Consider the following 23187-nt stretch of genomic DNA (forward strand, 5'->3'; position numbering starts at 1 on the left):
GCGCCTAGAAGACCGGAATCACCGAGCCTTCGTACTTGCTCAGGATGAACTGGCGCACTTCCTCCGAGTGGTAGGCCTTGACCAGCTCCGGCACCCAGGGCGCGTTCCTGTCCTTTTCGCGCACGGCGATGATGTTCACGTACGGGTTGTTTTCTTTCTTCTCGACCGCGATGCCGTCGCGAGTGGCGATCAGCCCGGCCTGATAGGCAAAGCTGTTGACGATGGCGGCGGTGTCCACATCCGGCAGCGAACGGGCAAGCACCACCGAGGCGCTTTCCACGAAGTCCAGCTTTTTGGGGTTGGACGTCACGTCCGCCAGCGTGGCGGTGCCCGTGGCCGGATCGAAGCCGTCGCGCAGCGTGATCAGGCCGTTGTCGCGCAGGATCACCAGCGCGCGGGTCTGGTTGCTGGGGTCGTTGGGAATGCCGACCTTGGCGCCGTTGGGCAGATCTTTCAGCGACTTGTACTTCCTGGAATAGAACGCGATGGGCGAGATCAGCGTGTTGGCCACCGACACCAGCTTGTAGCCGCGCTGCTTGATCTGGTCGTTCAGGAAGGGAATGTGCTGGAAGGCATTGGCGTCCAGGTCACCGTTGTTCAGCGCCTCGTTGGGGCTGGCGGTGCCGGTGATGACGACGGGTTCGACGGCCAGGCCGTTCTTCTTGGCGACCTGCGCCACGACTTCCCAGATCTGCTCGTCGACGCCGCCGCGCACGCCCACCTTCAACGGCTTGGGATCGGCCGAGAATGCCGGTCCGTGGAACATCGCCGCAGCGGCCAGCACGGCGCCAAAGAAGCCCTTGATGAGCGTGCCCGTGCGGGCGGAGAAAGTACGGGGAGTCATATGGAAATCGCCTCTAAGTCAAGCCGGTTATGAGAGAGACGATTCTAGGGACGGCCCCTGCGCGCACGAACGAATAGTTGGTTGAGTCCTTATTACAGGGGTGTTTGGTTATGTGGCGGGCGCATATGACGGCACGGTGATTGGCCGGAACCGCTTGGGGCGGACGGGCGCAGAGTCCCGGTCCGCCAACCTGGCCTTCAGAACGGCTTGACGACCACCAGCGTCACGATCACCGCAGCCGCAATGACGGTGAACGGCGCATACAGGTCAACCAAGGGCGGGCGCTTGGCGCCGCCCAGGGCCAGGCGGCGCAGCGCGGCGCTCTGGATGCCGAGCAGCGCCGACAGTGCCAGCGCCACGCCGGCCTTGATCCACAGCCAGTCCATGGCGAACCAGCCGAAGGTCATGGCCAGGTGCAGGCCGATCAGCCAGGCCAGCACCATGGCCGGCGTGGTCACGAACAGCGTCCAGCGGCGCAGCGCGCCCAGCATCTTGCGTTCCTTGGGCGCCTCGTCGCTGTCGGGCGGCTGCGACGACAACAGGAACAGGGACACGAACAACGAGCCGCCCAGCCATGCGACCACGGCGGCGACATGCAGCATTTTCAGAAGTTGATAGGTCATGCGCGGCATTATCACCGGAGGGCGGACGGATGCGGGGCGGTATTGCGGCCCGGGTTTGCGCTGGGGCAAACGGGATGACGCCGTGGCGACCAGGCGGCCTGCGGATGACGCCGTCGCGGCGGTCCGGGCCGCCGGCCCGGGAAATTACTTGGCGGCGTCGGTCGCCGGCTGCGTGGCGGGCGTCGCGGCAGCGGGCGCGGCGGGCATGACGCCCGAGGGCGCAGCGGGGGTGGCGGCAGCCGCAGCGGGCGCCGGCGCGGACGTCGGGGCCGCCGAATCCGTCTTCGGCGCCGGGCTGGCCGGCGCGGTAGACGCCCCGGTAGCGTTGGCTGGCGCCGCGGCAGGCTGCCCCCGGGCCGGCTCGGGCGCCGGCTTGTCGCCGGCCGCCGACGCACCGCTGGCCGTGGAGGGATTCAGCGTATCGGCCGGCGCGTCCGGCGTGGTCACGGGATCCGCGGGCGGCTTGGGCGCGGCGGCCTTGCCGCGGCCAGGCGGCGGCACATGGGGCGCGGCGGCGGCCTGCGCGTCCGGCAGGAAGCGCTGCAGCAGCTGGAAGAAACCTTCATAGAACGCCGGCCGCGACACGGTCTGGCTGGCCGTCTTGACCAGCGAATCGTCGCTGGCGCCGAACGGCATCGACACCTGCCCCAGCACGCTCACGCCCACGCTGGCCGAGCTGGAGGTGCGTTTGATGGAATAGCGGTCCTGCACGGCGTTGGCGAACACGGTGGCGCGCTCGTTGGCGGCGCCATCGGATGCGCAATCGATGTTGAAGCTGATCTGCGTATGCTGGCCGTCGTCGCCCTGGAAGTTCTTGTGCCCGGTGACGCGCGACCCTTCGAACTTGTCGATGTTGTAGCCCTGGCTGAGCAAGGCCCGCCGTCCGGCGTCGCACGCCGTGGTGCTGCCCGCCGGGAACGTCCGGGAATAGGTGTCGTTCTGGGCGAAGTCTTCTTTTTCGAAAGCGGCTTTGGGAGCGGCGCATCCCGTGAGGACGGCTGCCAGGGCAGCGCACAACGGAAGGGCAAGACGAGGGGTGACGCGGGGCATGAAAAAATCCGGCTGGGGGGCGACGGGGGGATTATCGGCCAAGGGCCGAGCGTCCGGCGCCCGCGCTAGCCTGCGCAGTGATGAGTTGAAACAGCTTTATAGCCCATATGGGGCTAGCGCGTCAGACGGTAGTGAAAAACCGACCGCACGTCGCCAACATGCTTAAGGTCTGTTCAATTTCCTCATCCAGCTATCCCAAGAATCAAGTCGCAATGGCACGCTGAAGGTCCGCTCATATACATGTCGCCGCTGGCTTTCTGCTAAATCGTCATTTGACCGTCCACCGATGACGACACATCGTACGTTCACATCCTTGTTTCCATCTACTTCCAAATGGCCGTGGGCACCGACAAAAGAGTTATGGAGCTGCTTGCCAGCTTCCACTTCGCAACGAATTTCGTGCATGGCTTTGCGAAAGGACTCGTAGTCGAGATACGCGGTCCGCACTCGATCCCTGATTTGGTCAGCAGCCTCTTCCACTTTACTTGCAAACTTGCCATAACCGGTTTGATTGACCAAATTGAAATTGGCTCCCTTGATCTCGATGAACGTCACATCCATCCGCGATCTACCCGAGAAGACGACAAAATCCACGAATCCGTCGCCAAGAGGAAACTCGGAAAAACAGATGTATTCATCTCTGTCTGCGTAGACCTCGCCAAACACCGACAAATCTGTTTTCAGCAAGCGCAGCAACCCTCTTTCATCAACGCGGGCGTCGACCAGTTCCTGAATGGCTCTTCGGGGCAGCATGCCGAGCTCGATTTGGGCCTGGCGAGACAAGACAACAGGACTCGTCAGATAGGAAAAATCCGAAAACGGATCCGCACGTTGGCGCAGTTGAGCAATATCTCGAAGGATACGCTCTTGCTGCACTGACGCGAATTCTAGCTCCTCGCTGGAGCACTCCAACTGCTCCTCCACCCATTTCTTATCGACGTGCTTCCAATTCGGATGGCCACCGGAGTCAAAAGTAACGATATCAAAAGTGGCCGCCTCCCGACCTAACTCACGAGGATAGTGCTCGATGTAATTTGCGCCTGTCGGTACTAGGCCTTTCAGAATCAATGCTTCTTTCAATGATTCCACTGTGTTAGTTATCGACGGCCCTTTATATCGATCTTCGAGATCTGTCATCAAGACATAGACTTCTTGACAATGGTTAACGAAAATACGAAGACGGCAAGCCCCGGGTGATCGGTCGGCACCCACGTCATATTCGAAAATGAAATCACTGACTTTCAATTTTTTATCTCCTGGTTTTTTACCAAAATCACTACACAGCACAAGAAACCACGCAGCGAAAGAGATTCAGATTAAATACTTGAATATTTTTATTTCCTTAGACATATCGCACTTCCTAGTGCCCCAGTGCTCGTTAACTGCTCCCCCGCTTCCCCTCTCGACTGCGCCAATACTGACCTCAGCCCACGGCCAGCAGCGCCATGCACAGGAGGATGCCCATGCCGATCAGGAGGGGCATCGACAGCCCCTACCGTCTCGGGATTGCCGAACAGCCGGTCCATCAGCAGCGTCACGGCGACGGTAGCAATGTGCTCTCGTCGCTGCCAATCTTGCCGCGCCTCCAGGCCTTGGGCATGAAAGAGGCAGCATGCATGGCCAAGAAAGGCGTGACCAGCACCGAAAACACCGACACCCCAATACGATTAGCTTTCGGTTTACGCTTATCGGCATTATCACTTTTAGAATTTATCGACTGGGGCGGCGGCGGCCTCCTGCATTAAGCATCTCGCAATCTGGCGGAGTCCATCGACCCGCGTACCACTGCACCGGATATCATCGCTTGTCACAAAAAATTAGGCCGCAATGGCCTGCGCGAAGGTCAGGACTTTAGAACTATGCCGATATAGATCTGGACGCCCATCAAACCACGGCGAATGGGGGAGTTGTGCGAATGGCTGCGCTTGATGGGCTGGCTGCCGCATTGGGGTCGCTGAGCACCCACACGTTCTACCACTTTAAGAAACAGGACGAGGGAATAAAGCCCGCCACGAAGTCGGGTGAGACCTCGAACGATATAGGATAGGGAGTGAATTGTTAGGGCAGGTATCTGGAAACGTCATCAAAAGCCCCTTCCCGCCAAACCCTAACGGCTCCTTGTACAGGCCCGTTCCCAAGGTTAGACACAAAGCCTTTGCCCGCATTTTTTCCTCTTCATTCTCCCAAAATCCTAGTTCATGGTTTAGAAAGGCATAATTGCTCTGCAGCAAATACTCACATACGTACAACTTCAGTGGGAGATTTGTCTTCTGCTCAATTACGGAATTAACTCGACGCTCGCCATCTTCGGTACCAACAATTACCACCGCCAAAAGAGGGATCGACAAATTTACTAACAACGCCCCACATAATTCGGAAAAATCAACCGCACCGTCTGCAAGCGTTCTGCCCGATCCGACAAAATCATCAATTATCACAATAGCTTTTGGCTTTTCCCACCCCCCTTCGGTCAAGTTTTTTAAACGTCGTTCGATGGCAGCAGGCTCCAATATGCATTCCGTGGATATCGAGTTCACCTTGGCATAGTATCTTGCATATTGAACTCCACTCTTACCCACACCATTAAAATAAGTTATCCATATATCCCTTCTCTTGTCTGTCTTACGCTCCATCTGCATAGCGCCGACTATTGGCCGTACAAACCGTCCGTGAGCATTGATCAATTTTTCTTCTATTTCGTCCGGAGAGAGGAACCGCATTTTTTGTAGGAGCTTAAACAGCAGGCGTTGATCCTGCGGTGAAGGAACCTGATCCAGCCAAGCCCGGACATCCTCAGGTCCAACCTTTCTCGCTCTATAGAGAGGCCAGTTATCTGTCAGCTGTTGAATTTCCGCACCGCCGACAAACGAGGCTTTCGCTGCTCGTTCCAACTCCACTTCGAGATCATCGGCTAACGTGCTGGAAATCAACTTAGAAACACCGACCTCGATTAACCAACGCTCGAATAGGGGCACACTGGCAGTCAATGCGCCATCTCGATCTCTCAAAATATCTCGACGAATGAAATCGTCCACTAACGGAGCCACCTCCCCTTCTGTAAGACGAATTGACGGTGCCGTTTTGATTACGCTTGAAATACTTCTTTCACCCCCCCGCAACGCCCTCCCCAGAGCGACTAGCAAGCGAAGTCGCTTTAACTCAGTCACCTCCGTTTCTTCACGCTCCGCATTAATTCCATCCTTCCACATGTGAGCAAATGCATTAGTATCCAATTCCTCTACCAAGGTGTTCAACGCATAGCGGACATCGGATGAAATAATCTCCGTATCACGCTCCCGCACTGCATTCAACACAATCTTTGCGCAAAGCAGTTTCGTATAATAAGGATGGCCATTAGTAAAATTATAAAGCTCACTCAAAGCGGCATCGTCCCAGTTTAACAAACCAGATACAGGCTTCGAGATTAGCTCACAATACTCTTGCCACTCGAGACTTCGATCAAAAAAATCAAGCGGCTCTCGTACAAATTTATTTAACTGATCTCCTTGAGCACCAATTATGAATGGCATCTTCTCGCCACCAACAAGTACAAAAGCCAAATTGCTTCTTGCCGCCAATGTCCGCAAATTCGCAAAAAAAGTCTCCGCCAACGCCCCCATTCTGTACATTTCCGGATGAATTTCATCAAACTCATCCAAAATCACGACAAATCTTTTTGTCGGGGCATTATTCTCCAACAAACGTGCCAGAGAATTCAATGGCGCAAGCGACTCACTAAAATCGGCGTCTGCAATATGAAGCCCGTGAGGGAGAAACCCACGCAGAAATGAAAAAACACTATTTCCTAGAGCTTTTACTGTGCTCTCTGGTGAAGCCGCGCAATATTCACCATATTCTAGATACAAAAAACTATATTCGTGCGCACTATCTGCCCCACGCACATACTCAGAAACGGCATAGGCCAGTGAGGTTTTGCCAATCCTCTTTTGACCCGTGATGTACGTGGAAGCCATTGGACGCTTGAGTAGTTTATTGCCAATGGTTTTTACTTTAGCCACCCTACCAACAAACATGTCACCTTCAGCCACCTCCAGGCTGTATGGTTCCAAAGACTCAAGAACTGTCCAATCGACCGAAGGATCTTGAGCATCGATTTCAACATTAAAAACTACGCTTTCTCGATCGCCGAAGAGTTGGTGCCATTCAATTTGAATAGTCATTTTCACGCTGGACGTTGGCTCCACAATGCAAGCACGTACGGAAAGCGCGAATTCACCAGGAGGCACATCGCCTAAGGACAATTCCTCACTATCTAGCAAGACAGCACTGTTTTTCTCTCCGCAATCAACCTCTACAGTTACATCAATAGCTATTCCCGGCCCATGATTAACCATTGGGATATTGAAAACCACATACCGATCTGCTTCATGAAGTGGATACTTTTTTTCAGCCGCCTTTATGGACCGCCGCTTCGGCGCTATATCGCATTTAAATCGATGTGCTGCGGAACTCTCAAGCTCGCCCACACCCTTATGTACTGCCATAACAAAGGGACGGATAAAATCATCGGTGAGAAACGATCTATGCTTATTGCAAAGCGTCGTCATATCACAAATATCATCAACCAGTTCATCAAAGAACGACTTAAACCCTGAATCTTTGCACTGAACCAACCGCTCTACTTGATAAATTATCGCTTCAGCCTTTGCTCTAATCGCTACAAAATTAAAGGGCTGCAGATAGCCTTGGTAAGACTTAGTAGACAGGGCCTTAGAAATCTGACTTCTAATGTTGTTTATTTCAACCAAATCATTCGGAAGTTCACGCAATAACGAGAGACTGGAACAAATCTGCCCATGAAACCCCCTCAGCAATGAAATTTTTTCGTAGTTCTGTTTTTTATCTTGTAGCTTGCAATGCCGTGCAATATCAGGAGCGACCTCCTCAACAAGAGCAGGTAAACAGCGAGAAAACCGGCTTTGCTGAGCCTCAACTGGCAATAGACCACTGATTGACAGCGATCGGACTAGAAGGATAGTGGCCTCGCGCTTCCCTTCGCTTGCCGCTTCTAAACGGATTATTGCCTGCTCTAAGTGGGCTCCACCTTGAAGCTGAGAAAAACCACAAACTGTGCAAATCGCGGTTACCAACAGTGCCCGTGCGGCATCTAGTTCTTTTTCTGTTGCCGTATTAGGGTCTAAAGCTGTCAATGACTGCTCAAATTTGCTGATTGCTTCTGCTACAGCAGTCGCAGCTTCTGATTTACTCATCTGAACTCTCTCCCAAGCAATCTCGCATTGAGCCTTCACGTCGCATCGAACTGAAATCAAGCGACAGAAGCCAGGAATCATCTAAGAAAGGAAAACTGACCAAACAATACAACAAATAGATACAATAAAAAACCCCCTCCTGTTCCCTCATTGCCACTTAGGGATTTCTGGTTTTTCTCATTGATCTAGGCGAACTACCTATAAAGGCGGTCGCGCGGGCATTCGGCTAAAAATATCGTGGCGCCAAACACAAACGTAAACTTGTACAGCCGTCAAGCATTGGTACAGTCTTATGAGGCCACAAAACCCGGAGTATCCGGAGAAATGAAATAGCACTTGACTACATATTAATTTTTTCCAAAACACTCAACGCCAACCGCACGCAGGCCTCGTTGGGATAGTTGCGGTTGGCCAGGATCACGATGCCCAGCTTGCGCGACGGCACGAAGGCCACGTAGGCGCCAAAGCCGTTGGTGGCGCCGGTCTTGTTGATCCACACCGCCTCCTGCGGCGCGCTCGGCGGCTGCACGGCCTGCACGGGCAGGGTTTCGAACGCCACCTTGGCCGAGTTGCCGGCCACCAGGTCATCCACCGATACCGGGTAGCGGTACTGCTCCCAGATCAGGTCCTGCGTCATCGCGCCCAGCTGGTAGTAGCCGGTATGCGTGGCCGCGATGGCGCGCTGGATGGCGGCATCCGCGGGCGCCACGCCCAGGTTCACCTCGACGAAGCGGATCATGTCGCGGGCGGTCGATTTCACGCCATAGGCCTCGTCCGCCAGCACGCCCGGATTCACCCGCACCGCCGCGTTCTGCTTGTCGTAGCCCCAGGCGTAGTCCGGCATTTTTTCAGGCGGTACGTTCACATAGGTGCTGCGCAGCCCCAGCTTGGGAAACAGGCCCTGCTCCAGCGCCGCCACGTAGGGCTGGCCCAGGCTGCGCGCCGCCACCACGCCCAGCATGCCGATGCTGGGATTGGCGTAGGTGCGGTGCGTACCGGGCGCGTACTGCGGCGTCCAGGCCTTCAGGTAGGCCATCAACTGGGCCATGTCCTGCACGGCGTCCGGCACCTGCAAGGGAAAGCCCCCGGCCGTGTGCGTGGCCAGGTTGATCAGCGTCGTCTTGGCAAAGTCGGTGCCTTGCAGTTCGGGCACGTACCGGGCGGGGCTGTCGCCCAATGACAGTTTGCCCGAGGCCTCTGCATAGCCCGCCAGCGTCACAGTGAAGGTCTTGCTGATCGAGCCCAGCTCGAACAGCGTGTCGGGCGATACCGGCTTGCGCGGTGCGCGCGAGGCATCGCCGTAGTTGAAAAAGCGCTGCTGGCCGTTGCGGGTGACGGCGATCGCCATGCCGGGGATGTCGTATTGGCGCATGACCTCGAGCACGGCGGCATCGATGACGGGGGCTGCGGCCGTGGGGGCTGCGGGGGCCGTGGGAACATTCGCCGCAGATCCACTCGATGCGGGTTTGGGTGTCGCTGCGGCGTCTGCGGCAGCGGCCGAACCCGCCGCGGCGGCCAGGGCCAGCAGCAACAACGGCGCGCGGAATTTCTCCAGTAAACGCATGCAATTCTTCCTATCGCGTAACACCGGCTAGCGCCGGCCGAATGGCGCCCAGTGTAGGACGAAATTGGCACATCCTAGTACTAACCCTAAGTCTCGTCCGACCGAAATTTTGGCTATCCTGCTCCGGTCGATTCAAAACCCCGCAGAAGAGACTCGCCCCCGTGGCGGGCGCCGACGGAGCAACCGCCCCGGAAACTCTCAGGCAACAGGACTGCGCGGTGTAGACAATCTGGAGAGAGGCGCCAGGCGCGCCCACCGAAGGGGATCCCGCGGCGCTCGCCGCCCGGGTGAAGCTCTCAGGTACCAAGACAGATGGGGTGCTGCTGCCGGTTGGCCGCAGCCACGCTATCTGGAGCCACCATGCCCCGCATCGCCATCATCGGCGCCGGTATCACCGGCGTCACGTCTGCGTACGCCTTGAGCAAACTGGGTTACGACGTCACGGTCTACGACCGCCAGCGTTATCCCGCCATGGAAACGTCCTATGCCAACGGCGGCCAGCTGTCCGCCAGCAACGCCGAAGTCTGGAACAGCGCCGCCACCGTCATGAAGGGCCTGCGCTGGCTGGGGCGGCGCAATGCGCCGCTGCTGCTCAACCCGCGCTTCAGCTGGCACAAGTATTCGTGGCTGGCCCAGTTCATGGGGCAGATCCGCAACTACCGCCAGAACACCATCGCCACCACCCGGCTGGCCATCGAGGCGCGCCAGCACCTGTACGCCATGGCCGAGGAAGAAGGCATCGACTTCGACCTGGATCGGCGCGGCATCCTGCACATCTACCACGACGCCGCCAGCTTCGAGACCGCACGCCGCGCCAACGCGCTGCTGCGCGAAGGCGGACTGGAACGCCACGCGGTCACGCCCGACGAAGCACGCGCCATCGAACCCGCGCTGCAAACGGCCTGCCACGGCGGCTTCTACACGCCGTCCGATGCCACCGGCGACATCCACAAATTCACCAGCGGCCTGGCCCGTGCCTGCGCGCGCCGCGGCGTGCGCTTCGAGCAGGACGCCGACATCCGCGCCATCAGCCGCGACGGCCTGCCCTACGTCTTGGACATTGCCCGCGAAGGCGGCACGCAACAGGAACAGCACGAGGCCAGCGCCATCGTCATCTGCGCCGGCGCCGCCAGCCGCCAGTTCGCGCGCCAGCTGGGCGACTCGCTGAACATCTACCCGGTCAAGGGCTATTCCATCAGCGTGCACCTGGACGAGCCCGACAGCCGCGCTGCCGCCCCCACCGTCAGCCTGCTCGATGAAGCCGCCAAGATCGTCACCAGCCGCCTGGGCGACCGCTTCCGCGTGGCCGGCACGGCGGAATTCAACGGCTTCAACATGGACATCCGCGCCGAGCGCATCCAGCCGCTGGTGGACTGGACCCGCAAGCACTTCCCCGGCGTACGCACGTCACGCGTGGTGCCCTGGTGCGGCCTGCGCCCCATGACCCCCAACATGATGCCGCGCGTCGGCCCGGGCAAGCGGCCCGGCGTGTTCTACAACACCGGACACGGGCATTTGGGGTGGACGCTGTCGGCAGCGACGGCGCAGATGCTGGCGGCAAGTGTGCGGGACGGGGTGGCGCTGGCGTAGCGCCTACCGCGCCAGCAACTGCGGCACCGAAGACGCCAGCAACGTCAGCCCCGAACACGTCAGCAGGCCCAGTACCGTGCGCCGGAACGTCACTTCGGAAATGCCGATGTACAGGCGGGTGCCGAGCAGCGTGGGGATCAGCATGGCCGGCGCCACCACCGCGAACATGGGCGCCATGTCGCGGGTGACGATGCCGGTGGCCAGGTAGGTGGCCATCGTCACCGACAGCATCGCCAGGTTGAAGTTCTGGATCACGGCGCGCTGGGTGTCCTTGTTGAAGCCGCGCAGCGTGCACCACAGCGTGGGCACGCTGCCCGCGAAACCGCCGATGCCGCCCAGCACGCCGCCGACCATGCCCACGGCGCCATCGCCCAGGCGGTTGCCGCCGATGCGCGGCAGCCGCTGCGACATCAGCATGACCGGGCACCACAAGACCAGCAAGGCGCCCAGCACCGCCTTGAACCAGTCCATGTCCAGGTGCGGCAGCACCAGCACGCCCAGCGGAATGCCGGCCAGGCCGCCCGCCAGGAAAGGCCACAGCAGTTGCCAGTCAAAGCCCCGGCGCACCGAGAACACGGCCAGCAGTTGCCCGGTCAAGGCGCCGAAGACGGCCAGCGCGGCGGCCAGGCGCGGGTCCAGCACCCAGGCCCAGAACGACATGGCCACCATGCCGAACGCAAAGCCCGACAGGCCCTGCACGAAGCCCGCCACCGCCGCGCCGATCGCCACCACCCATACCGCGTCCATGCCTGCTGTCTCCTTGATTCCGGGGCCGGTTGCGGCCTCTTGATGTCATGACCGGGGATTCTAGGCAGGTGCGGCGGACCGGGCTATTTGAAGTGCTGATGAGGGAATAGGTTTTCGATGATGGCGCGCCGAAGCCTCGCGCGCGCCGTCGAACCCTGTCCGCAGGCGTTCCGGCTAGCCTTGCAGGACCTCGTAGAAGCTTTCGGCCTCGCCCCGGTCGCCCAGCACGGTGGTCAGTCGGTCGAGCACGGCATCGCGGTAGGCCGGCTTGATTTCCCAGTCGTCGTCGCGCAGGTCTTCATCCGCGTCCAGGTAGATCTCACCCACGGCGGCCAGGGCGGCGGCCAGGGTCCAGAGGTCGGGCGCGATGTCGTCGGGTGCCCATGTGCCGGTGCCGTGCATCGCATACAGGATGCGGCCGCTGCCCGTGTCCAGAATGAAGGGGTCGGCGTTCAGGTCGGCGATGACCAGCCAGTGGTCCTGCCAGGCCGGCACCCGTTGGCCGTTCGAGGCATCCCAGCGGTAGCCGGCCTGCAGATCCCACAGGCGGCTGAGCGCGGGAAAGCACACATTGGTTTCGGACAGCGTGACGCCGACCGGGCCGATGTGCGCGTGATAAGTCTCGCCCAACGGGCCGATGCGGGCATAGAAATCGGCCAGCGCGTCGGGCAGCGGGATGTCGCCGCGCCATTCGTCGCGGCCTTGCGGGCGAAGTTCACCGAAACGGGCAAAGCGGTCCCGCAAGGCGTCGATGTCGATCATGATGGCCCTTGGGTCAAAGGTAGATCGTGCCGCGCAGGTACAGCGCCGCCTGGCCGCTGATGATGACGCGGCCGTTGCCGGGCAGTTCGCATTGCAGCTGCCCCTTGCGCGCCCCGCCCTGCTCGGCCGTCAGCGTCGTCTTGCCCAGGCGCTCGGCCCAGTACGGCGTGAGCGAGGTGTGGGCCGAGCCGGTGACGGGGTCTTCGTTGACGCCCACGCGCGGGCCGAACCAGCGCGACACGAAGTCGTAGCGCGTGGACGGCGCCGTGACCGCCACGCCGCGCACGTCAAACGCGGCCAGCGCCGAGAAATCAGGCTTCAGGCCGTCGATCAGGGTTTCATCGTCGATGACCAGCAGGTAGTCGTCGGTGCGGTACAGCGCCCGCGCGTCCTTCAAGCCCAGCGCTTGCAGCAGCGCGGCCGGGATGGCTTCGGCCACCGGTTGCTTGACGGGGAAATCCATGGCCAGCGCCTTGCCGGCGCGGCGCACTTGCAATTCGCCACTGCGGGTCGAAAAGCGCAGCAGGTCGTCCTGGACGCCCAACTGTTCGAACAGCACCCAGGCCGTCGCCAGCGTGGCGTGGCCGCACAGGTCGACCTCGACCGCGGGCGTGAACCAGCGCAACTCGTAGACATCGCCCTGGCGCACGAAGTAGGCGGTTTCCGACAGGTTGTTTTCTTCGGCAATGCGCTGCAACGTCGCGTCAGGCAGCCACGCGTCCAGCGGCACCACCGCGGCGGGGTTGCCGCCGAAGGGAGCGGCAGTGAAGGCGTCTACTTGGTAAAGGTCGAGCTGGGGCATGGGAAATTCCTGTGTCGTACGCGATGAAGCAGCCGTTATTTTGCTACAAGGCGCCGGGCGGGTGCTTGCGGCGGGCTTGGCATCGGGTATCGGCACGGGCTGGTCAAGCGCTAGCCTCGCCAAGCCATGAGCATTCTCGACGACGTCATCGCCCACTGAGCAGCGCCGCGTATGAGGTGCAAGAGGCGCAATACCACTATCGGTGGTTGCGGTGGCAACGCGTTGGCGCTTGATCTGTCCGTCCAGGCCCCGAGTCAGCGTTCAACGGCTGGCAGACTTGTCGACGTCTGATTGATGGCGAATTCCCTTGCCGTCGATACGGCAGCACCATTTCACGTGAGGGTAAAAATCGGGGCTTGAATGCCGCGTGACCACCCCTTGTGCGATCAAGTTGTCCACGGCACCGTGTTCGTCCTCGTCGTCCGTATAAATGCTCACCAGCAAGCCTTCATGCAGTTCAACGAGAGCCCCGGACACATCCTTTTTGAAATCGCCTGCGCAAAGAAGCACCGTATTGGCGTCCACCATTTCATTGAAATCGACGTACAGAACTGGCCGCGTCATGGCGTCTCCGCTTGTTCAAACCTGTATGGCTCCACGCACCCGACAGTGTAGCCGTGGGGACTGTCGCACCGCGTACACCAGCCGCCGCGCGCATGGGCAGCGCGCGCGTGGGACACTTAGCACGCAGTTTTGTGCCAGACACTGGATTTTCGCCCCCCAACCCGATATGATGATGCTTCTTTCAAGACGCCCTCCCGGTCCGCCGGGAGGGCGTTTCTTTTGGCTTTTTCCAACCCAGAAGGAACCCTTGAAATGACCCATCTCCCCTCCTCCCGTCCGAACGTCGGCAACGACACCGCCGCGGCGAGCCTGTTGGGCTTTGTCCGCCACGGCCACGGCCCGGAACCCGTGCTGGTGCTGCACGACTGGCTGGGCGACCACGGCAACTACGCCGCGATGACGCCCTATCTGGACGGCGACGCCTGCACCTATGTGTTCGCGGACCTGCGCGGCTATGGCCTGTCGCGCCACCTGACGGGCGCCTGCTCGGTCGATGAGATCGCCGCCGATTGCCTGGCGCTGGCCAACCACCTGGGCTGGCCGCGCTTTAGCGTGCTGGGGCATTCGATGACGGGCATGGTCACGCAGCGCCTGGCGGCGAATGCGCCGGACCGCATCAAGCGGGCGATTGCCGTGTGCCCGGTGTCGGCCGCGGGCAATCGGCTGGGCCCGGACGCGTATGCGTTCTTTGCCAGCACGGCGCACGACGACGAGGCCTTTTGCCGCCTGATGCAATACGTGACCGGCGGCCTGGGCCGCGGCTGGGCACAGGCCAAGCTGCGGCGGCATCGCGCGTCGGTGGCGCCCGCTTGCCGCATTCCCTACCTGGACATGCTGGTCCACACGGATTTCGTGGACGAGGTGCGCGGGCTGACGACGCCGTACCTGGTGATTGTGGGCGACAAGGACCCGGGGCTGGACGAAGCCGCCATGCGGCAGACGTTCCTGGCGTGGCATCCGAACGCCCAACTGCGGGTGATGCCGAACTGCGGCCATTACCCGATGCAGGAATGCCCGCCGGCGTTTGCGGCGCTGATCGAGGCGTTCCTGGAGGACAAGGCCGTCTAATCAGGCGTCGGCCCCACGCAGCAGCGCCCCCACCTGTTCCAGTTCGGCCTCGCTACGTGCGCTGTAGCCGATGACCACGCCGGGCGGCATTGTCACGCGCAGGCAGAAGTCGGCCACCGACTGGATGCCGATGCCGCGTGCCTGTGCACGGCGCAGCAGGTCCGCCAGGTCCCTGCCGGGCGGCAGCCACCACACCAGGTGAAAGCCCGCCTGCTCGCCGCTGACCCGCAGCGGCGACGAGCCTGCGGCCTGTTGCAGCAGCCGCAGCAGCTGGTCGCGCCGGGCCGCGTAGACGGGCCGTACACGGCGCACGTGGCGGGCGAAGCTGCCGTCTTCCAGGAAGTTGGCCAGCGTCATCTGTTCGATGATGCTGTTGGACCGCCCCGTGGTGTGGCGCGTCCGCGTGAACGCCGCCACCAGCGGCCGCGGCAGCACCGCATAGCCGATGCGCAGCGCGTTGAACAGGGTCTTGTTGAAGCTGCCGCAGTGGATCACGCGGTCGGCGCTGTCCAGGCTTTTCAGGGCGGCCAGCGGGGCGCTGTCGTAGTTGAATTCGCTGTCGTAGTCGTCTTCCAGGATCCAGCTGCCGGTCTGCGCGGCCCAGTCCAGCAGTTCCAGGCGGCGCGACACGGGCATGGTGACGCCGGTGGGCGACTGGTGCGCGGGCGTGACGTGCACCAGCTTGACGCCGCGCTGGCGGCGGGCGCTGGCCACCGAAAAACCGTGCTCGTCGATCGCGATGGGCGTGATGCGGCGCGTGTACTGGCTGAACAGCGGCACGGCGTTGAGGTAGCCGGGGTCTTCCACCAACACCTTGTCGCCCGGCGACAACAGCACGCGCGCGCTCAGATCGATGCCGTCGCGGATGCCGGTCAGCACCACCACCTGGTCGGCATCGCAGGCGATGCCGCGCGCCGCGCCCAGGTAACGCGCAATCTGCTCGCGCAGCGGCTGCCAGCCCTGCGATTCCTCGTTGGCCAGTTGCGACGGCGTGACGCGCTGGGCGCTGGCCGCCAGCCCCTTGCTCCATGCCGCCATCGGGAACAGCGAGGCGTCGGCGCTGCGGGCCGTGAAAGGCGGCTCTGAACGCGGCGGCGGTACCGGCGGCAGGCCGGTTGCCGGGCGTACCGATACGGCAAGCGGTGACGGAGCGGATGCGCCAGGCGCTGCCGGCGTGGACGGGCGGCCGCCCCCTTGCGCCGCCTCGCCGGGCAAGCCATCGCGAAAGAAATTATCGGGAATGACCGCCGCCACATACGTGCCCGACCCGACCGTGCCCGCCGTATAGCCTTCGCTGTGCAACTGGTCGTAGGCAGATTCGACGGTGGACCGGGCAATGTGCCAGCGTCCGGCCAGGCTGCGGGTGGACGGCAGCCGGCTGCCCGAGGGCAGCACGCCTTTGAGGATGCGCTCGCGGATCTGGCGATAGACCCAGGTCTGCTTGGATTCCCCGGCCCGGGGCGGGTCCAGCGGCAAGTCCAGGCTGGCTTCCTGGCGTGGCACCCGCGAGGCGCTGCGGCGGGCGGCCTGCCGGGTGGCGCGTGGGGGGACGGACAACGCGTCAGGCTGGGCGGCCGAGTCGGAGCCCCGTGGCGCTTCCCGCAAAAGTGGCTTGGTCATATTCACAAAAATGGCCCTGGTAGACAAAGCCATTCTATCGCTACATTGCGCTCCATGCGCCCCCCACGGGCCTATCAACGGAAACGCGCCATGACCACGCCCTCCCTGTATACCATCACCCTCGACACCGGCCACTTCACCACCGACGGTACGACGACGCTGCTGGACGCCGCGTTGGCCCAGGGGGTGCCGGTGCCCTTTTCCTGTCAGCGCGGCGAATGCGGCTCGTGCCGGGCCACGGTGGTGGACGGCCGCCACGAACGCCTGGCCCCGCCCACCGAACGCACGTACGTCACCGCCGACGATGAACTGCTGATGTGCCAGTGCCGCGCGGCGGGCGACCTGGCGCTGCGCTTTCCGCATTGGCGCGAACCGGCCCTGCAAGCGCAACGCCGCGAGGCCGTCGTCGTGTCGCGCGTGCCGCTGACCGAAGACGTGACCCAGCTGATCGTGCAGGTGCAGGGCGAAGACGCCTTCGCCTGGCAACCGGGCCAACACGTCGAATTCCTGCTGGAAGACGGCAGCCGGCGGCCTTTTTCCATTGCCAGCCTGCCGTCGGCCGCGGGCCCGGCCCGGCTGGAATTCCAGATCCGCCGCATGCCCGGCGGCGGCTTCACCGAACGCCTGCTGCCGCGCCTGATGCCCGACGACACCCTGGCGCTGGAAGGTCCGCTGGGCGGCTGCACCTGGCCCGACGAAGGCTGGCCGGACGACGTCGAACACCTGGTGCTGCTGGCCACGGGCACGGGCTATGCGGGCGTGTACCCGATCCTGATGGCCGGCCTGCAAAGCCCGGCCATCAAGAGCGTGACGCTGTACTGGGGCGGCCGCTCGGCCGACGACTGCTATGCCGCGCCGATGTTGAACGCCCTGCTGGGCAAGGGCGGTTTTCAATGGCATGCGGTGGTGCCGCAAGACAACGCCGGTGCGACCCCGCAGGCCCACGCCTACGTGCAGGACAGGGCCGCGGCCGCCGACCATGACTGGGCCCGAACGGTGGTCTATGCCTGCGGCAACCCCGCCATGGTGCGCGCGGCGCGCGACCGGCTGCGCCAGGCCGGCCTGCCCGACGACCGCTTTCTGTCCGAAGCCTTCGTGCCCGCGACCGGCGCCGGCCCCGTCGTGGCGCCCGCCCCGGCCCACCCGTGGGAACGGGTCAGCCCGCGCTTCACCATGGACGGCATCCTGCGTGCGCGGCGGCGGTCGCTGACGGCGGTGCGCGAGATCGCCGCGCTGATCCAGCCCGGCATGACCACGCGCGAAGCCATCACCGCGGCCGACGCGCACCTGCGCCGCATGGGCGCATCGCACAACTGGCATCCGACCTACGTGCGGTTCGGCGCCGATACGCAATCGCCCGCCGTGCATCCCACCGACTTCCAGCGGCGGCTGGGCGACAAGGACCTGTTCGTGGTGGACATCGGCCCGGTATGGGACGGCTATGAAGGCGACTACGGCGACACCTTCGTGGTGGGCGCGGACGCCGACCGCCAACGCTGTGCCGAGGCCGCCCGCCAGGTGTTCGCCCGCACCCGCGAGGCCTGGCTGCAGGGGTTGAGCGGCGCGGCCCTGTACGACCGCGCCGAAGACTTTGCGCGGGAACATGGCTGCGAACTGGTGCGCGAGATTCCCGGCCACCGCGTGGCGGATTTTCCGCATGCGTTGTATGGCAAGCACCAGTTGGCAGACGCCGACTTCGTGCCGGCCGATGGCATCTGGGTGCTGGAGATCCAGGTGCGCGACCGGACGCTGCCGATCGGCGCGTTCTACGAAGACGTGCTGCTGCGCTAGGCGGCCGGGTCGGTCAGGCGCGCCTCGATCAGGCCCGTCTCGGTCAGGTCAGTCAGGTCAGGCCCGTCAGGCTGGCCAGCCCCCCATCAGACCGCACCCGCCGGCCGCTGGCGCGCCCGGTGCAGCGCCCCGACCTGCTCGGCCAGTTCGTCATCCGGCCCGTCCACCGGCGTGTCGGTGATGACATCGGTGATGCGCAGCGCCTTGACCCGCGGCGCGGGAAAACCCAGTTCCTGCATCCACGCGCTCAGTTGCGGGGTGGAACTGGCGTAGACGATGCGGCCCAGCCCGACCCAGCCGTGCGCGGCGGCGCACATGGCGCAGTGCTCGCCCGACGTATACACGGTGCTGGCGGCACGCTGGGCGGGCGTCAGGTTGGCGGCGGCCCACCGGGCGATCTCGAATTCCGGATGGCGCGTGTGGTCGCCCCCGGCCACGCGGTTGCGGTCTTCGAACAGCACCTGGCCGTCGGCCGACAGCAGCAGCGAACCGAAGGGCTCGTCGCCCTGCGCCAACGCCTGCCGCGCCAATTCGACGCAGCGCGCCAGGTAGGGTTTGTCTTGTGCCGTGATCATGCCCATGCTCCTTTTGCCTGGCGCCCGGGCGGCCATCCCGCGCGCCCCGACACCCTAGGGTTTATCCTGATCCGTGTCCTGTCGATTTGCGGGAGGCTCATGCGTCGAGCCAGTACATCCCCCACTTTCCCTTCAAGGCGGAAATGACCATGACGACAGGAACCGTAACTTTGCACCGCGTGCTGCGCGCTGCCCCCGACCGCGTGTACCGCGCTTTTCTCGAACCCGACGCCATCGTGCGCTGGCTGCCCCCGTATGGCTTCACCTGCCTGGTCCACGAACTGGACGCCAAGGTGGGCGGCTCGCACCGGATGTCGTTCCGCAATTTCGGCACCGGCCATAGCCACGACTTCGGCGGCAAGTACCTGGAACTGGTGCCGAACGAGAAGATCCGCTACACGGACCAGTTCGACGATCCTAACCTGCCGGGCCAGATGCAGACCACCATCACGCTGCGCAAGGTATCCTGCGGCACGGAAATGACCGTGGTGCAGGAGAACATCCCGGCGGTGATACCCACCGAGATGTGCTACCTGGGCTGGCAGGAATCCCTGGCCCAACTGATGCGGCTGGTGGAACCGCAGATTCCGGATTGACGGCGCCTGGCTGCGGGGGGTGCGCGGGCGGCCACGCGCCCTCATTCGCCTGGCGGCCGCCCCCGCGATGCGCGTCAGCTTTCGCGTTCGGCCAGCGCTTCCAGCAGCTCGGCCGACGGCGCGAAGAACAGGCCGCCGGTGACGGCGCGGCTGTAATCCAGCAGGCGGTCGTAGTTGCCCGCCGGACGGCCGACGAACATGTTTTCCAGCATCTGCTCGATGGGCGCGGGCGAACGCGCGTAGCCGATGAAGTAGGTGCCGAATTCGCCCGAGCCCGGGCGGCCGAACGGCATGTTGTCGCGCAGGATCTTGACCTCTTGGCCGCCCTCGTCCAGCGTGGTCAGCGAACTGTGCGAATACGACGGCTTGACGTCGTCCGGCAGTTCGACGTTGGTGAGCTTGCGACGGCCGATGATGCGTTCCTGCTGCTCGGTCGGCAGCGCTTCCCAGGCGGTCATGTCGTGCAGGTACTTCTGCACCAGCACGTAGCTGCCGCCGGCGAACGCCGGGTCTTCGTCGCCGATCAGGGTGAAGTCGGCCAGCTCGAAGCCCTGCGGGTTTTCGGTGCCGTCGACGAAACCGATGATGGCGCGGCGGTCGAAATAGCGGAACCCATGCACTTCGTCGACCACCTTGGCGGCCGTGCCCAGGCCGGCCACCAGCAGCGTGGCCAATTCGAAACAGGCGTCCATGGCTTCGGCGCGGATGTGCAGCAGGATGTCCCCGGGGGTGGACACGGCTACCCGGTCGCCCGAACCGAATTCGCGGAACGGATGCAGCGAGGCCGGGCGCGGCGCGCCGAACAGGGCGTCCCAGGCGGCGGAGCTGAAGCCGCAGATACAGGACAGGTCGGCCGCGACGGCGCGAGTGCCGACCGTGCGGACCAGCGCGGCAACGTCTTCGCACCAGGCGCGTACGGTGGCGGCGTTGTCGGCGCCGGGGTTCAGCGTGGCGACCAGGAAGATCGCGTAGCGGGCGTTGGGGCTGAGGACGGCTTGGGGTTCGACGGGTTTTTCGGACATGGAATATCGGGCTCGGGAACGGCGGGAAGGAAATGCGCTTGAAATATAGCTGATGCGGCCCGGTCTGGCGGGCGCGCTGTCTCCGAACTGTCACGCTTTGGCGTCACCATCGCGCATCATGACGACGCCCGCGGCCCCGGCCGACTACCAATCCGACATTTCCGGCCTGATCTGCGCGTTCCGCTTCGCAGCGAGCGGCGCCGCCACCGAGATCGCCCCGCCCGCGCTCGCGGACCTGCTGGCCCGCGCCAAGGCCATCGGCCCCGAGTCTGCGCCGGACGACGGCGCCTTTCTGTGGCTGCACCTGAACCTGTCGCAGGCCGGTTGCGTGCGCTGGCTGCAGGCCCACCTGGACCTGCCGGACACCTTCATCGCGATGCTGGGCGACGAGGCTCATTCCACCCGGATCGAGCAGCAGGAAGGCGCGCTGGTGGCGGTGTTCAACGACGTCATCTTCGACTTCGACCGCACCCCTGCCCAGGTATCGACGCTGTGGGTCTGCGCCCACCGGCGGCTGCTGGTGACGTTGCGGCGCAAGCCGCTGCGGTCGCTGGACCGGCTGCGCGAGCACGTGCGGCGCGGCGAGCCGTTCGAATCGCCTGCCCAGTTGCTGGCGCACCTGATGCGCGACCAGGCCGACCTGATGATGGAGATCGTGCGCAAGGCCAGCGTCGACGTCGACGGCATCGAAGACCATTTCCTGGCATCGCGTGGCGGCCCCGGCCGCCTGGACCTGGCCGGCACCCGCCGGGTGCTGGTGCGGCTGCAACGCACATTGGCGCCCGAGCCGGGTTCGGTCTTCCGGCTGCTGGCCCGTCCGCCCGCCTGGCTGCGGCCGCGCGACGTGCAGGAGCTGCGCGAATCCACCGAGGAATTCTCGGTGGTGCTGGGCGACATGGCCGGGCTGGTCGAGCGCATCAAGCTGCTGCAGGAAGAGATGACCGCGCGGCTGGACGAACAGAACAACCGAACGCTGTTCACCTTGACGCTGGTGACGGTGCTGGCCCTGCCCATCAACATCATGGCGGGCCTGTTCGGCATGAACGTGGGCGGCATTCCGCTGTCGGACGACCATCACGGCTTCTGGATCATCTGCCTGCTGGTGGCCGCCTTTACCGTGCTGATGGGCTGGTGGGCGTTTCGGCGGCGGCGCGGCGGCTGACGACCCGGCCTGCCGGATCGGGCAGGCCGCGCACGCCTGCTCATTGATAGCGTTCGCGATACCCCACGGGCGACATGCCGCAGTATTTGCTGAAGATGTCGCGAAACGCCTTGGTGTCGTTGTAGCCGACTTCGTACATGACTTCGGCCACGCTCTTGCGTGAACTTTCCAGGCGTTTCTTGGCCGCCTCGACGCGCACGCGCTGCACGTATTCGACGATGCTGTTGCCGGTGGCCTGGCGAAAACGCCGTTCGAGCGTGCGGCGCCCCATGGCGTGGCGGTCGGCCAGGTCTTCGACGGTGATCTTTTCGGTGTAGCGGGTTTCGATTTCGTCCTGCACCGCGCGTACCACCTGGTCGGCGTGGGACTTGTGGCCCATGAACACCGAGAACGGCAATTGGCTCTGGCGGCTCCAGTCGAGCTGGAAGTACTTGGCGCACCAGATGGCGGTGTCGCGGTCGGTGTATTTTTCGATCAGGTGCAGCACCAGGTGGGCGGCCGAAAACGCACCGCCGCTGGTGTAGATGCCGTTTTCCGACATGACGACGCGGTCGCTGGACCACTGCACCGACGGAAACAGGCTGGCGTAGAGGTCGCGCGCCACCCAATGCACCACCGCCTGCTGGCCGTCGAGCAGGCCGCCGGCTGCCAGCAGCGCCGCCCCCATGCACAGGCTGGCCACTTCGCCGCCCTGGCGGTAATGGCCCGCCAGCCAGTCGATCAGTTCGCGATTGGACAGCACCACGTCGGACACCGCCCCCAGCAGCGGCGGAGCGATGCAGATGTCGATGCCCTGTGCGTCGTCCAGCACCAGGTCGGCCAGCACCGTGATGCGGCCGTCGTCCAGGCTGACCTGGCGCGTGGCGGCCAGCGTGCGCACCCGGAAGCGCGGTTCACGGCCCTGCGCGGCCAGGTATTCGTTGGCCACCAAAAAACCATGCCGGGCGGTTTCGAGCGACGCGATATTGGCGCCGCGGGGCAGCAAAAACGCGATGTTTTTCATGCCGCCAAGCATACGCCGCAGGCGTGTCGCAATCCACCCTGAAGATGTCGCAATTGCCTATCGGAAAGCGGCGCCGATCCCGATACAGTGGCATCACCCGGCACGGATACCGGGGCGGTCGCCGGGCAAGGATGCGGGCCGGCGGCGGCCGCACAAAACAACACCGAGCGAAGGAGCTGACGATGGAACAATACATAGACGGTTACCTGTTGAGCGTGCCCAAGGCGAACCTGGACGCGTACAAGAAAATGGCCGACATGGCCGGTTCGATCTGGCTGGAATACGGCGCCCTGGAATTCCGCGAATGCGTGGCGGACGACATCGACGGCGAAGGCTTCGGTTCGTTCAGCGCCGCGGCCGGTACGCGCGAAGGCGAAACGGTCGTGTTCTCGTGGATCGCCTTTGCCAGCAAGGCCGAGCGCGACCGCATCAACGCCAAGGTCATGGCCGACCCGCGCCTGGCGAACATGTCCTGCGAGGGCGTGTTCGATTTCAAGCGCATGTGCTGGGGCGGCTTCGCCACCCTGGTGGCCAAGGTGGCCCCACGATAAAAAAAAGTTCGGGCGAGCTGTC

The 23187-nt window shown here is 63.0% G+C and carries 21 protein-coding genes and 2 riboswitches; of the genes, 7 read left to right on the forward strand and 14 right to left on the reverse strand.

Annotation, left to right across the window (positions count from 1 at the left end; translation table 11 throughout):
* Window positions 1-4: 4 nt before the first annotated feature.
* From ACUDP5_RS19570 to ACUDP5_RS19585, 4 genes are all read right to left on the reverse strand, one after another.
* Complete coding sequence (locus ACUDP5_RS19570) at window positions 5-844, reverse strand: MetQ/NlpA family ABC transporter substrate-binding protein (RefSeq protein ID WP_445656949.1); 840 nt, start codon at window positions 842-844, stop codon at window positions 5-7.
* Between the two features lie 197 nt (window positions 845-1041).
* Complete coding sequence (locus tag ACUDP5_RS19575) at window positions 1042-1467, reverse strand: CopD family protein (protein WP_263911149.1); 426 nt, start codon at window positions 1465-1467, stop codon at window positions 1042-1044.
* Window positions 1468-1611: 144 nt separating this feature from the next.
* Window positions 1612-2517: a DUF2242 domain-containing protein gene (locus ACUDP5_RS19580; protein ID WP_445656950.1), complete on the reverse strand. Its 906-nt coding sequence runs from the start codon at window positions 2515-2517 to the stop codon at window positions 1612-1614.
* 162 nt (window positions 2518-2679) lie between these two features.
* Window positions 2680-3762, reverse strand: a complete 1083-nt coding sequence (locus ACUDP5_RS19585) for a Shedu immune nuclease family protein (RefSeq protein ID WP_445656951.1) — start codon at window positions 3760-3762, stop codon at window positions 2680-2682.
* Between the two features lie 218 nt (window positions 3763-3980).
* On the opposite strand from ACUDP5_RS19585, the gene ACUDP5_RS19590 reads away from it, so the two are divergent.
* A complete protein-coding gene (locus ACUDP5_RS19590) occupies window positions 3981-4262 on the forward strand; it encodes a hypothetical protein (RefSeq protein ID WP_445656952.1) in 282 nt (93 codons plus the stop codon).
* A 234-nt stretch (window positions 4263-4496) separates the two neighbouring features.
* Here the strand turns inward: ACUDP5_RS19590 and ACUDP5_RS19595 are convergent, their stop codons facing one another.
* Window positions 4497-7748 (reverse strand): phosphoribosyltransferase-like protein, encoded by a 3252-nt coding sequence (locus ACUDP5_RS19595; RefSeq protein WP_445656953.1) that lies wholly within the window; start codon window positions 7746-7748, stop codon window positions 4497-4499.
* Window positions 7749-8088: 340 nt separating this feature from the next.
* Complete coding sequence (ampC, locus tag ACUDP5_RS19600; protein WP_445656954.1) at window positions 8089-9312, reverse strand: class C beta-lactamase; 1224 nt, start codon at window positions 9310-9312, stop codon at window positions 8089-8091.
* Window positions 9313-9445: 133 nt separating this feature from the next.
* Window positions 9446-9536: riboswitch (glycine riboswitch) on the forward strand.
* Between the two features lies 1 nt (window position 9537).
* Window positions 9538-9628: riboswitch (glycine riboswitch) on the forward strand.
* A gap of 44 nt (window positions 9629-9672) precedes the next feature.
* Here ampC and ACUDP5_RS19605 point away from each other — a divergent pair.
* Window positions 9673-10902 (forward strand): D-amino acid dehydrogenase, encoded by a 1230-nt coding sequence (locus ACUDP5_RS19605; protein ID WP_445656955.1) that lies wholly within the window; start codon window positions 9673-9675, stop codon window positions 10900-10902.
* Window positions 10903-10905: 3 nt separating this feature from the next.
* Here ACUDP5_RS19605 and ACUDP5_RS19610 read toward each other — a convergent pair whose 3' ends face one another.
* The 4 genes from ACUDP5_RS19610 to ACUDP5_RS19625 form a co-directional block, all read right to left on the reverse strand.
* Entirely contained in the window at window positions 10906-11649 is a 744-nt protein-coding gene (locus ACUDP5_RS19610) for a sulfite exporter TauE/SafE family protein (RefSeq protein ID WP_445656956.1), read from the reverse strand.
* A 174-nt stretch (window positions 11650-11823) separates the two neighbouring features.
* Window positions 11824-12411: an SUKH-4 family immunity protein gene (locus tag ACUDP5_RS19615; protein WP_445656957.1), complete on the reverse strand. Its 588-nt coding sequence runs from the start codon at window positions 12409-12411 to the stop codon at window positions 11824-11826.
* A 13-nt stretch (window positions 12412-12424) separates the two neighbouring features.
* Window positions 12425-13213 carry a PhzF family phenazine biosynthesis protein gene (locus ACUDP5_RS19620; protein WP_445656958.1) on the reverse strand — a complete coding sequence of 263 codons (789 nt, stop codon included), beginning with the start codon at window positions 13211-13213 and terminating at the stop codon, window positions 12425-12427.
* 261 nt (window positions 13214-13474) lie between these two features.
* Window positions 13475-13777 (reverse strand): hypothetical protein, encoded by a 303-nt coding sequence (locus ACUDP5_RS19625; RefSeq protein ID WP_445656959.1) that lies wholly within the window; start codon window positions 13775-13777, stop codon window positions 13475-13477.
* A 252-nt stretch (window positions 13778-14029) separates the two neighbouring features.
* Between ACUDP5_RS19625 and ACUDP5_RS19630 the strand changes: the two genes are divergently transcribed.
* On the forward strand, window positions 14030-14845 hold the full coding sequence (locus ACUDP5_RS19630; RefSeq protein WP_445656960.1) for an alpha/beta fold hydrolase: 816 nt from the start codon (window positions 14030-14032) through the stop codon (window positions 14843-14845).
* Here ACUDP5_RS19630 and pdxR read toward each other — a convergent pair whose 3' ends face one another.
* The gene (gene pdxR, locus ACUDP5_RS19635; RefSeq protein WP_445656961.1) at window positions 14846-16402 is read right to left on the reverse strand and encodes a MocR-like pyridoxine biosynthesis transcription factor PdxR; all 1557 of its coding nucleotides are present in this window, start codon (window positions 16400-16402) and stop codon (window positions 14846-14848) included.
* A gap of 153 nt (window positions 16403-16555) precedes the next feature.
* Between pdxR and ACUDP5_RS19640 the strand changes: the two genes are divergently transcribed.
* Window positions 16556-18256, forward strand: coding sequence for a M24 family metallopeptidase (locus tag ACUDP5_RS19640; protein ID WP_445656962.1), 1701 nt, complete (start codon window positions 16556-16558; stop codon window positions 18254-18256).
* Window positions 18257-18342: 86 nt separating this feature from the next.
* Here the strand turns inward: ACUDP5_RS19640 and ACUDP5_RS19645 are convergent, their stop codons facing one another.
* Window positions 18343-18831, reverse strand: a complete 489-nt coding sequence (locus ACUDP5_RS19645; protein WP_445656963.1) for a nucleoside deaminase — start codon at window positions 18829-18831, stop codon at window positions 18343-18345.
* A gap of 149 nt (window positions 18832-18980) precedes the next feature.
* Between ACUDP5_RS19645 and ACUDP5_RS19650 the strand changes: the two genes are divergently transcribed.
* Entirely contained in the window at window positions 18981-19427 is a 447-nt protein-coding gene (locus ACUDP5_RS19650) for an SRPBCC family protein (protein WP_175196033.1), read from the forward strand.
* A 74-nt stretch (window positions 19428-19501) separates the two neighbouring features.
* On the opposite strand, the gene ACUDP5_RS19655 is transcribed toward ACUDP5_RS19650, so the two are convergent.
* Entirely contained in the window at window positions 19502-20449 is a 948-nt protein-coding gene (locus tag ACUDP5_RS19655) for a Dyp-type peroxidase (protein ID WP_263911177.1), read from the reverse strand.
* A gap of 118 nt (window positions 20450-20567) precedes the next feature.
* Here ACUDP5_RS19655 and ACUDP5_RS19660 point away from each other — a divergent pair, with 118 nt between their 5' ends.
* A complete protein-coding gene (locus ACUDP5_RS19660) occupies window positions 20568-21611 on the forward strand; it encodes a transporter (protein ID WP_445656964.1) in 1044 nt (347 codons plus the stop codon).
* 40 nt (window positions 21612-21651) lie between these two features.
* Here ACUDP5_RS19660 and ACUDP5_RS19665 read toward each other — a convergent pair whose 3' ends face one another.
* Window positions 21652-22626 carry a GlxA family transcriptional regulator gene (locus ACUDP5_RS19665; protein WP_445656965.1) on the reverse strand — a complete coding sequence of 325 codons (975 nt, stop codon included), beginning with the start codon at window positions 22624-22626 and terminating at the stop codon, window positions 21652-21654.
* A gap of 170 nt (window positions 22627-22796) precedes the next feature.
* On the opposite strand from ACUDP5_RS19665, the gene ACUDP5_RS19670 reads away from it, so the two are divergent.
* Window positions 22797-23165 (forward strand): DUF1428 domain-containing protein, encoded by a 369-nt coding sequence (locus ACUDP5_RS19670; RefSeq protein ID WP_445656966.1) that lies wholly within the window; start codon window positions 22797-22799, stop codon window positions 23163-23165.
* Window positions 23166-23187 lie beyond the last annotated feature (22 nt).

This window comes from Achromobacter sp. NCFB-sbj8-Ac1-l, from assembly GCF_052695805.1.

Excerpts from the sequence above, each read along its gene's own strand:
- ACUDP5_RS19630 (WP_445656960.1), top strand. The coding sequence starts at position 14,030 with ATGACCCATCTCCCCTCCTCCCGTCCGAACGTCGGCAACGACACCGCC.
- ACUDP5_RS19670 (WP_445656966.1), top strand. The coding sequence starts at position 22,797 with ATGGAACAATACATAGACGGTTACCTGTTGAGCGTGCCCAAGGCGAAC.
- ACUDP5_RS19590 (WP_445656952.1), top strand. The coding sequence starts at position 3,981 with ATGCCGATCAGGAGGGGCATCGACAGCCCCTACCGTCTCGGGATTGCC.
- ACUDP5_RS19660 (WP_445656964.1), top strand. The coding sequence starts at position 20,568 with ATGACGACGCCCGCGGCCCCGGCCGACTACCAATCCGACATTTCCGGC.
- ACUDP5_RS19620 (WP_445656958.1), bottom strand. The coding sequence starts at position 13,213 with ATGCCCCAGCTCGACCTTTACCAAGTAGACGCCTTCACTGCCGCTCCC.
- ampC (WP_445656954.1), bottom strand. The coding sequence starts at position 9,312 with ATGCGTTTACTGGAGAAATTCCGCGCGCCGTTGTTGCTGCTGGCCCTG.
- ACUDP5_RS19610 (WP_445656956.1), bottom strand. The coding sequence starts at position 11,649 with ATGGACGCGGTATGGGTGGTGGCGATCGGCGCGGCGGTGGCGGGCTTC.
- ACUDP5_RS19625 (WP_445656959.1), bottom strand. The coding sequence starts at position 13,777 with ATGACGCGGCCAGTTCTGTACGTCGATTTCAATGAAATGGTGGACGCC.
- ACUDP5_RS19655 (WP_263911177.1), bottom strand. The coding sequence starts at position 20,449 with ATGTCCGAAAAACCCGTCGAACCCCAAGCCGTCCTCAGCCCCAACGCC.
- ACUDP5_RS19615 (WP_445656957.1), bottom strand. The coding sequence starts at position 12,411 with ATGATCGACATCGACGCCTTGCGGGACCGCTTTGCCCGTTTCGGTGAA.
- ACUDP5_RS19665 (WP_445656965.1), bottom strand. The coding sequence starts at position 22,626 with ATGCTTGGCGGCATGAAAAACATCGCGTTTTTGCTGCCCCGCGGCGCC.
- ACUDP5_RS19570 (WP_445656949.1), bottom strand. The coding sequence starts at position 844 with ATGACTCCCCGTACTTTCTCCGCCCGCACGGGCACGCTCATCAAGGGC.
- ACUDP5_RS19580 (WP_445656950.1), bottom strand. The coding sequence starts at position 2,517 with ATGCCCCGCGTCACCCCTCGTCTTGCCCTTCCGTTGTGCGCTGCCCTG.
- ACUDP5_RS19645 (WP_445656963.1), bottom strand. The coding sequence starts at position 18,831 with ATGATCACGGCACAAGACAAACCCTACCTGGCGCGCTGCGTCGAATTG.
- ACUDP5_RS19650 (WP_175196033.1), top strand. The coding sequence starts at position 18,981 with ATGACGACAGGAACCGTAACTTTGCACCGCGTGCTGCGCGCTGCCCCC.
- ACUDP5_RS19575 (WP_263911149.1), bottom strand. The coding sequence starts at position 1,467 with ATGACCTATCAACTTCTGAAAATGCTGCATGTCGCCGCCGTGGTCGCA.
- ACUDP5_RS19595 (WP_445656953.1), bottom strand. The coding sequence starts at position 7,748 with ATGAGTAAATCAGAAGCTGCGACTGCTGTAGCAGAAGCAATCAGCAAA.
- ACUDP5_RS19605 (WP_445656955.1), top strand. The coding sequence starts at position 9,673 with ATGCCCCGCATCGCCATCATCGGCGCCGGTATCACCGGCGTCACGTCT.
- ACUDP5_RS19640 (WP_445656962.1), top strand. The coding sequence starts at position 16,556 with ATGACCACGCCCTCCCTGTATACCATCACCCTCGACACCGGCCACTTC.